6 protein-coding genes are annotated in these 6,359 nt (G+C 70.0%); all 6 read right to left on the bottom strand.

The genetic code is table 11. The features are described from left to right. Nucleotides 1–1,219, bottom strand: a 1,219-nt coding sequence (locus FL344_RS37610; RefSeq protein ID WP_228565657.1) for a M56 family metallopeptidase, incomplete at its 3' end; no start/stop codon positions are given. Beyond that, nucleotides 1,219–1,614, bottom strand: a complete 396-nt coding sequence (locus FL344_RS37605) for a BlaI/MecI/CopY family transcriptional regulator (RefSeq protein WP_140863658.1) — start codon at nucleotides 1,612–1,614, stop codon at nucleotides 1,219–1,221. The genes FL344_RS37605 and FL344_RS37610, both read right to left, overlap by 1 nt. A gap of 80 nt (nucleotides 1,615–1,694) precedes the next feature. Continuing rightward, entirely contained in the window at nucleotides 1,695–2,777 is a 1,083-nt protein-coding gene (locus tag FL344_RS37600) for a hypothetical protein (RefSeq protein ID WP_228565656.1), read from the bottom strand. Nucleotides 2,778–2,911: 134 nt separating this feature from the next. Beyond that, nucleotides 2,912–4,327 (bottom strand): sigma-54 dependent transcriptional regulator, encoded by a 1,416-nt coding sequence (locus FL344_RS37595; RefSeq protein ID WP_141621890.1) that lies wholly within the window; start codon nucleotides 4,325–4,327, stop codon nucleotides 2,912–2,914. 27 nt (nucleotides 4,328–4,354) lie between these two features. Then, complete coding sequence (locus tag FL344_RS37590; protein WP_141621889.1) at nucleotides 4,355–4,852, bottom strand: OsmC family protein; 498 nt, start codon at nucleotides 4,850–4,852, stop codon at nucleotides 4,355–4,357. Nucleotides 4,853–4,969: 117 nt separating this feature from the next. Then, the coding region (locus FL344_RS37585) for an SLC13 family permease (RefSeq protein WP_141621888.1) at nucleotides 4,970–6,359 on the bottom strand (1,390 nt) is incomplete at its 5' end.

Below are 6,359 nucleotides of genomic sequence, written 5' to 3'. Positions count from 1 at the left end.
ATAAGAGACAGGGACGGGGCTTCGCCGCGGGGGCTCGCTCTGCCTTCGCCGCCGCCTTCGGTCGCTCGATGGGCGCGGGGGCCCGCGGGGCCTGGGCGGAGAAGGTCGCCGGGGCCACGAGCAGATGGTGCATGGGCATGGGGCTGGACAGCCGCTGCACCGTGCTGGGGGTTGCCTCCACATGGAGGGGCGGCGCGCTCACCGGCTCCGTGGCGTGGGCCGTCTCCGGCAGTTGTGACGACCCCAGGGCCACGGCGAGCACGGCGCTGCCCAGTCCGCTGGCGAGCCGCCAGGACCTGCGCGGCGTCATGTCCTCGGACGCGGACAGCAGCCGGCGAACGCGCATCAGCAGCGAGCCATCGCTGACGCCCAGGGCGGGGTGGGGTGATGGGGCCAGGCGCAGCTCCTCGATGTGGGCCAGGGCGCGGGCGTAGAGCAGCGCATCCCCGCAGCACTGGACGGCCAGGTCATCCGCGCAGTGCTCACGCTCCTCGCGGATGCGGTGGGACAGCCACCAGACGGCCGGGTGGTAGAACAGGAGGGTCTCCACGAAGGACTGGAGGAGGTTGACCACGTAGTCGTGGCGCCGGATGTGGCCCAGCTCGTGGGCGAGGATGGCCTCCAGCTGCGCGGCGGACAGCCCGGTGATGGCCCCCGCCGGCACCAGGATGAGGGGGCGCCACAGGCCAATGACCATGGGCACGTCGACGCGGGCGGAGGCCAGCAGGCGCACGGGCCGGGACAGGCGGACGTGGCGCAACGCACGGGTCAGCGCCTCACTCCAGTGGGCCGAGGGGGCTTGCGTCTCTTGCCGGGCCATCCGGTGGGTGATGAGCCAGGCAGCCACGGTCCGGGCCGACAGGAGGAGCACGCCGCAGCACCACGCCGGCAGCAGCCAGGGCCGGAGCACCTCCGTCCAGTGCGGATCCGCCAGGGACGCGGTCTCCGTCGTGACCACGGCCAGCATGCGGGACTGGCTCAGGGACTCGAAGGCGCCGAACGTCGCGGCGCGCGAGGCCTCCGCCAGCGCGGTCAGGAACGTCACCACGGGCAGCACGGCCATGGCCACCATCCCCAGACACGCGGTGGCGTAACGCGCCCGCGCGGCGCGCTGCGGCGTCAGGGACAGGATACCCGCGACCGCCAGGGCCACCACCGCGCCCTGCCACAGGAACCCGAGCAGCGCCTGCTCCAGGGCGTGGAGATAACGCGCGTCCATCACTTCCCCCGCTTTTCGTGTGCGTCGAGCAGCCTGCGAATCTCCGCCAGCTCCTCGGCGGACGCGCGCTTCATGGACAACGCCTGGGCCACGACCGACGTGGCGGACCCCCCGAAGGCCCGGTCCATCAAGTCGCGCAGGAGGTCGCGCTGGGTGCGCGTCTCGCTGATGGCGGCTTCATAGACATGGGTCCGCTCGCTCTCGTCACGCTGGACGATGCCTTTCTCCGTCATGTTCTGCAGGAGCTTGAGGACCGTGGTGTAGCCGGTGTCCTTGTCCTGGGTGCCCCGAAGCAGCTCGTGCACCTGTCGGACGGTGCTGGGGCCCTGCTTCCAGAGCACGCGGAGGATGGCCAGCTCGGCCCGCGTCGGCTGCGGGAGGGCGTGGGTGGTCATCTCGCGGAGTATTACGACGGCCGTCGTAAGAGTCAACGACGCCCGTCGTAGATGGCCGTTCCTGGAATGCATTGCCCTTGCTAGGGGGCGGGGGACAGGGCTTTGAGCTCGCGGAGTGGGTCGAGGGTGGTCAGCGAGGATGCCAGGATTTGGAGTGCGAAGGGGCCCCTGAGGGCGCTCGTGGGAATCAGCCGCGCCGCCAGGGGACGCTCGTCCCCTGCACCCCGCATTGTATCGTCATCCGTCACCGTGAGCCCTTGCTCCCAGATGGACGCCAGCAGTTGCGTGGGGCAGTGGCCCGCCGCGCTGGCTGTCTTGAGTTCCAGGTACGCCTGCTGGTGCGTGCCTTTCGCATAGGGTTCCAGGTAACGGCCTCGAAGGGCGGCTTCCACCAGGCCAATACAGCGGCCAATCGCCGGCTCACACGCGCGTGCCTTCTCGCCGACCTCCACGGGAGAAGCGATGCTCGAAAAGGCAGAGGCGGACCACAGCACGGCCTTGAAGCGCCTCTGTTGTTCGAGGCTCATGGGCCGCCAGTCAGGCGGGGGATTCTCCAAGGTGGCGTGGAGCCTGTGTTCGGCGGTGAGCAATGAGAGGGCGACCATGCCGCCCACCAGCGTGTCCGTGCGGTAGGCCAGCCACGCGAGCTGCCTCACGTCGCGCACGGCCTCTAGCGGCGTCCCCTGTTCAATCGCATGCCGGAGCCGCAACTTCGACCAGAGCACCAGGAGCGAGAACTCCGGAAAGGACGCGGACATCAGGTCGAAAGGCTTGCCCGGTGCGATGGACGTACGGGGAATGGCATTCCAGTGGTCGAACGCATGCATCTGGCGCATCCAGCCGAAGTCCAGGCTGTCGAGGTCCAGGTCCGTCGTCATCCAGTCCTCCATGCTCTCGGCCTTCTGGAGCAACAGAAGGTGTGCCGGGAGCCGAAGGGGTGACTCTTCCAGACCGGGCGGGCCGGAAGCCACGCGGAGCCATTCGTTGAGCAGCGGGCCCGCATCGCCCGAGCCCCGCGGTTCGTGAAACCACGGCTCCGCGCCCACCAGCGCCTGTTGTTCGCAGAAGAACTCCACATGCGCCGTGACGTCGGCCCGGAACTGCCCGATGGCGGGGCCATATTGGCGCTGAGACCAGGCGTGGAAGGCCGCGAGGGCCAACATGGGGAGCAGCAGGATTCCGCTCACGCCCCATACCAGGACCCGCAGCAGCACGTTGCCCCGGTGAACCGAGACTCGCCTCGAACGCCATCCCATCCAGGGCACGCTAGCAGTGCCCCAGCCCACCCATCAAACCGCTACGACTCCGCGGCCAGGTCCTCCGCCTCATCGGATACGACCTTGAGCGGCGCGCCATCCGGCGTGCTGTACTCCTTGAGCCGGTACTGAATCTTCCGCACGCTGATGCCCAGCACCTCGGCGGCCCGGGACGTGGAGCCCTGCACCATCTCCAGCGTGCGCAGGATGGCCTCGCGCTCGATGGCTGCCAGCGTGGCGCCGGGGATGAGCGCGCCCGTGGAGGTCCCATGCGGCCGGGGGCCGCGCAGCACGGGCGGCAGGTCATCCGTGGTCAGCTCCTGTCCCTGCGCCAGCACCACCGCGCGCTCGATGGCGTTCTCCAACTCGCGGATGTTGCCCGGCCAGTCATGGGACAGCAGCGCCTGGAGCGTCCCGGGCGCCAGACCTCGCACCTGCTTGCCGTATGAATCGCTGTACTTCTCCAGGAAGTGGTTCACCAGCGCGGGGACGTCGCTCTTGCGGTCCCTCAGCGGCGGCAGCGTCACGCTCACCACGTTGAGCCGGTAGTAGAGGTCCTCGCGGAACCGGCCCGCCTTCACCTCGGCCACCAGGTCCCGGTGCGTGGCCGCGACGATGCGCACGTCCACCTTCAGCGTCTGGGTGCCACCCACGCGCTCGAACTCACGCTGCTGGAGGACGCGCAGCAGCTTCACCTGAACGGCGGGAGAGATTTCGCCAATCTCGTCCAGGAACAGCGTGCCACCGTCCGCCAGCTCGAAGCGGCCTTCCTTCCGGGCCAGCGCTCCCGTGAATGAGCCCTTCTCGTGGCCGAACAGCTCGCTCTCCAGCAGGTTCTCGGACAGGGCCGCGCAGTGCACACGGATGAAGGGCTTGTCCTTGCGTGGCGACTCCTGGTGCAGGGCCTGGGCAATCAACTCCTTGCCCGTGCCCGATTCGCCCAGGATGAGCACCGTGGCGCGCGTGCCGGCCGCCCTCCGGATGACGTCGTAGATGCCCTGGAGCTGGGGCGATTCGCCGATGATGTCGTGGAAGCGGCGGACGCGCGAGCGCACCTGGTCCCGCAGCGCCTCGGCCTCCTGGCGCAGGCTGCGCTTCTCCAGCACCTTGCCCAGGGTGACGAGCACCTGGTCCGCGTCCAACGGCTTGAGCAGGAAGTTGTCCGCGCCGGACTTCATGGCCTCCACGGCCGTCTCCACGCTGGCGAACGCCGTCATCATCACGAAGGTGGCGTCGCTGCCCTGCTCGCGGGCCGTCTTCAGCAGCGTGAGGCCGTCCATCTGCGGCATGCGCACGTCGGTGAGCACCACCGCGGGGGAGAACTCGCCGATGCGAGCCAGGGCCTCGGCGCCGTTGGCGGCCTCGGCCACTTCGTAGCCTTCCTCATTCAGGATGGTGGCAATCGCCCGGCGGGCATTGTCCTCATCGTCGACGACCAGGATGCGCTGTGGGGACATGGGGGAAGGGGAGCCTTTGCTGTCAGGTCAGGATGCGGGGGCGGTTGCGGCGGGTACGCTTCGACCACTGCTACGAGCGTGCCACGTCTCGACCACCGGTTCGATGCGCGGAGTGATGTTGATGACGGAGCTGGGGAAGCAGTGCGCGGGGAGCTCGGTGAAGATGAGGCGGACGGCCTCCGCGTCGGCCTCGGTGGCCACGGCCACGTGTGGGCGCACGATGAGATCCGTGAGGTGCGGCGGCTGGTCCGCGCAACACACCACGCGGGCCACCGCGGAGCTTTGGTAGAAGAGCACGCGCACGTCCGCTTCCCGCGCCTGCTCCAGGAACGCCAGCAGGGTGCGTCCCTCCACCGCGCCCACGAGCAGGGCCTCCGGGGACCAGGGGCCCACGGCCACGGTGTCCTGCCCGGTCAGCGGCTGGCCAATGGGCACGGGCGGCGCACGGTCGCTCGTCAGCACGGCGCCGCGCTCTCCCTGCCAATAGAGGCGCGTTTCATACTCAGTGATGGTCACGTTCGTCACGAGCTCACCTCCGCCGAAGCCTGAGCAGGCAGTGCCCCTTCAACGCGCATGCCGCGCGACTGCTTCTTCCGGGACGCCACGTTCGTACCGTGGTGCCGCGCAGGCGGGGAGAGAAACTCATGGCAACCCAAAGAGGCGCAGCACGGCAGGGCCCGAGACGCTCACCAGCAGACAACCGCCCAACATCAGGGGAACCCCCAACTTCATCAGCTCGGAGGAGGCCAGCCCCTCGCCCACCGTCATCGCATTGGGCGGGGTGCTGATGACGAAGGGCATGCCCAGCGAGCATCCCAGGGCCACGAGGACCGGCGTCGAAGCGGCGGGATGCAGCTGTGTGGCCAGGGGGATGAGGAGCGCCGCCGTCCCCGTGTTGCTCATCAGCGCGGACAGCACCGCCGCGACGGCCACCAATACCCCCAGCTGCACCGGCACCGGCCAGCCCGCAAGGTCCGCGCCGGCAAGTGCGCGAGCGATGAGCCCGGAGTGCTCCAGCAGCCGGCCCAGGGCGATGCCGCCGGCGATGAGCAGCAGCGTGGCCCAGTCCAACCGGCCCAGGTCCTCGCGCTTCAGCAGGCCGCTGCCGAAGAGCAGCGCGGTGGCCGCCAGCGCCACCACGGGCGCGGGCACACCGTGGAGCGGCTCCGCCAGCCAGGCCACCACGCACGCCGCGCTCACCCAGAGCACGCGGCGTCCCGAGCGCGCCAGGGACACGGGCGCTTCGGTGGGCAGCGTCAGCCTGCCGCCCACGCGGAAGCGCAGCAGCACCAGGCCGAAGCCCGCCAGTAGCAGGAGCAGCGTGAGCGGCAGGGCGAAGGACATCCACTTCGCGAAGGTGACTTGCGCATACGCGGACGCGGCGGATACGGCGAGCGCGTTGGGGCCGCTGCCCACGGGCGTGGCGATGCCGCCGACGTTGGCGCCCAGGGCCACGCCCAGCAGCAGGGCGGGCCGCAGCGGCGCACCCGCGGGCATGGCCTGGAGCAGGGGACGCAACGCGGCCAGCATCATCGCCGCCGCGGCCACGTTGGACATCCACATGGAGAGGAAGGCGACGCCCGCCATCACCAGCAACACCAGCCGCCGCGGCCGTCCACCCGACAGCCGCATCACGTGCCGCGCCACCGAGGCGTCCAGTCCGTGCCGCATGGCGGCCACTTCCAGCGTGAAGCCACCCAGGAACAGGATGAGCACCGGGTCCGCGCACCACGCGAGCACCGACGGCAGTTGATAGGCACGGTCCAGCGGCCCCAGGAGGACGGGCGTGGCGCCCAGCAGCAACAGCGTGGGCACGAACGAGGGCACCACCTCCGTCAGCCAGAGCACCAGACAGGCACCGCCGATGAGCACCGTGCGCGTGGCCACCGGTCCCTCGACGCCGAGGAACGCCACCAGGGCGACCCCCGTGAGCCCGGCCAGCGCGAACGCATGCCGGGGCGCGGAGACGCCAGATGGAGTCGCGGAGAGGGGGGGCTCGGCGGAGGCCGCTCCGGTCAGGGGAGTGGGGGAC

Origin of the sequence: Myxococcus sp. AB036A (assembly GCF_006547355.1) — a bacterium.
Classification (GTDB): Bacteria; Myxococcota; Myxococcia; order Myxococcales; family Myxococcaceae; genus Myxococcus; species Myxococcus virescens.
This window is presented reverse-complemented; position numbering and strand designations above follow the sequence as displayed.

Bases quoted from the DNA above. Each gene is read 5' to 3' on its own strand.
- FL344_RS37605 (WP_140863658.1), bottom strand. From the start codon at position 1,614: ATGACCACCCACGCCCTCCCGCAGCCGACGCGGGCCGAGCTGGCCATC.
- FL344_RS37600 (WP_228565656.1), bottom strand. From the start codon at position 2,777: ATGTTGGCCCTCGCGGCCTTCCACGCCTGGTCTCAGCGCCAATATGGC.
- FL344_RS37595 (WP_141621890.1), bottom strand. From the start codon at position 4,327: ATGTCCCCACAGCGCATCCTGGTCGTCGACGATGAGGACAATGCCCGC.